This is a genomic window from Methanobrevibacter sp. (assembly GCF_045577275.1).
In the GTDB taxonomy this organism is placed as follows: Archaea; Methanobacteriota; Methanobacteria; order Methanobacteriales; family Methanobacteriaceae; genus Methanobrevibacter.
In genome coordinates this window covers 1-2,447 of record NZ_JAZNIB010000128.1, presented here as the reverse complement: position 1 = coordinate 2,447, position 2,447 = coordinate 1, and the positions used below count along the sequence as shown (strand labels likewise).

The following is a 2,447-nucleotide window of genomic DNA, read 5'->3' as shown; positions in this document are numbered from 1 at the left end:
ATATAAATTTTTAAGTAAAGAATTAAATAAAAGAAACTATAAAAGATTTATAATCATCATTGAATTGAAGATGAACTCAATTCTAAAATTATGATAATTGTTTCATCATTGAATTGAAGAGGAATTTAATTGTAAAATTATGATAATTGTTTCATTCGTATAAATAAATTAAAATTATTAGATTCTTTATCTGGTGATACTATGTGTGGAATTGTTGGATGCGTATTGAAAAATAAAAATGTGGCACCGATTCTTTTGGATTCAATTTCCAAATTGGAATATCGTGGATATGACTCCATAGGCTTAGCCACTGCTTGTGAGGGTAAGATTAATCTTAAAAAGGATGCAGGTAAAATAGATGAAGTCAATTCTAAATTGAACTTTGCAGATATGCCTGGAAATTATGGGATTGCACATGTAAGATGGGCAACTCATGGAGATCCAAGCAAGGAAAATTCACACCCTCATTTAAATTCAGATGGGACCATTGCTGTAGTTCACAATGGTATCATTGAAAACTATTTGGCAATCAAGGAAGATTTGATTGCTGAAGGCTATGAATTCAAGTCAGATACTGATACAGAAGTTATTCCACACTTAATTGACAAATTCATGAAAGAGGGATTGGATTTGGAAAAGGCAGTCCGTAAGGTCATAGGTGTTATTGAAGGCGCTTATGCTCTTGCAGCAATCTGCACTGATGAACCGAATAAAGTTGTAGCCACCCGTAAGGACAGCCCTTTGATTGTGGGAATTGGAGAAGACGAATACTTCGTTGCGTCAGACTCTCCTGCTATCTTAAAGTATACCAACAATATCGCATACCTTGACAAGGGGGATATCGTCATACTCACTGAAGATGGAGTCACCTTCAAGGATGAAAATGATAAGGAAATCAAAAAGGATATTGATGTGCTTGACTGGTCTCCTGAAATGGCTGAAAAGGAAGGTTATGATCATTTCATGATTAAGGAAATCAATGAGCAGGATGTTGCAATCAGAAACACCTTAGGTGAAAAGGATAAGATAAAAGCTATCGTTGATGATGTCAAAGGAACCATCAACAGGGTTGTTTTTGTTGCATGCGGAACATCATACCATGCTTCACTCACAGGAAAGTATCTTATCGAGTCCTTGGTAGGAATACCAACAGAGGTATTGCTTGCTTCTGAGTTCAAGTATTCAGCGAAAGCATTGAATGATCAGACTCTTGTCATATTCATTTCACAATCCGGTGAAACTGCAGACACCCTTAAGGCATTGGATGCTGCAAATGAGGTGTCCAAAACCTTGGCTATTGTAAATGTAAGAGGAAGTTCAGCTACAAGAAGGGCAGATTATGTTATTCAAACTCAAGCAGGTCCTGAAATCGGTGTGGCAGCTACCAAAACCTATGTAAGTCAATTGATTGCCATTTACCTATTCTCTGCACTCCTTGCAGATGATGAAGGATTGCTTGAGAGATTGGAAAAGGTTCCGGATTACATTGATGAAGTCCTTAAGAAGCAAGGAATAATCCGTGAGATTTCACATTTATACAAAAGGGATAAGGATGCATTCTTCATTGGAAGAGGATTCTCATATCCTATCGCTTTAGAAGGAGCATTGAAACTAAAGGAGATATCTTACATTCATGCAGAAGGATATGCAGCAGGTGAACTTAAGCATGGTCCTATTGCTTTGATAGATGAGCATATTCCTGTTGTTGTGGTTGCACCTCCAGGTGAGGACTATAAGAAGATCATGAGCAACCTTCAGGAAGTCAAGGCAAGAGGTGCTGATATATTGGGTATTGGTGCTATTGGTGATATGGATTTGATTTCAGAATCAGACAACGTATTCCTAATCAATCCTGAAGTGGATGATATCTTGGCTCCGCTTGTTTATATAGTTCCACTCCAATTGTTGAGCTATCATGTGTCTGTGATTAGAAAATTAGATCCTGATAAGCCTAAGAATTTGGCTAAGTGTGTGACTGTAGAATAGTTTATTTAAAAATTAGCTAGGGAAAAATAGAACTTAACCGAATGTGGCATATTCAGCTTTCTAAGAAAAACCCTAGTTTGTATAAAATCATAGTTCCACACACTTAAATTATAAGTGTGCTATAATAAATTGTATTAATTCATAAATACTAAAAGTGATTGCAAGTATCTTGATGATTAATACAATTATAAAAAGACTCATTTTACCTCCTTTATTTTAAAAAATGAAGGGGGTAACTTCTTATTTTTTATCCCAATCATTTCAATCATCTAATTTTTTTTAGTTCTATTTTTTTATATGATTGTTTTTTCAGTGTTTGTATGATGTTGTATTTTAAAAAAAGTTCAATGCCTAATTATGAATTCTAAAATTTAGAATTCATAATGTATACCACTTTCAGGCACTAAAAAATTCTTCAGATTAAAATGAAGAGATTGGAATATTTTTAATAATTTTTTATT

1 protein-coding gene is annotated in these 2,447 nt (G+C 34.6%); it reads left to right on the top strand.

Features of this window, described 5'->3' with window-relative positions:
- The first annotated feature begins 201 nt into the window (after positions 1–201).
- The gene (gene glmS / locus ACKI67_RS04050; protein WP_407462107.1) at positions 202–1,986 is read left to right on the top strand and encodes a glutamine--fructose-6-phosphate transaminase (isomerizing); all 1,785 of its coding nucleotides are present in this window, start codon (positions 202–204) and stop codon (positions 1,984–1,986) included.
- The last annotated feature ends 461 nt before the right edge of the window (positions 1,987–2,447 follow it).

Coding starts and splice junctions, on each gene's coding strand:
- glmS (WP_407462107.1), top strand. CDS start 202: ATGTGTGGAATTGTTGGATGCGTATTGAAAAATAAAAATGTGGCACCG.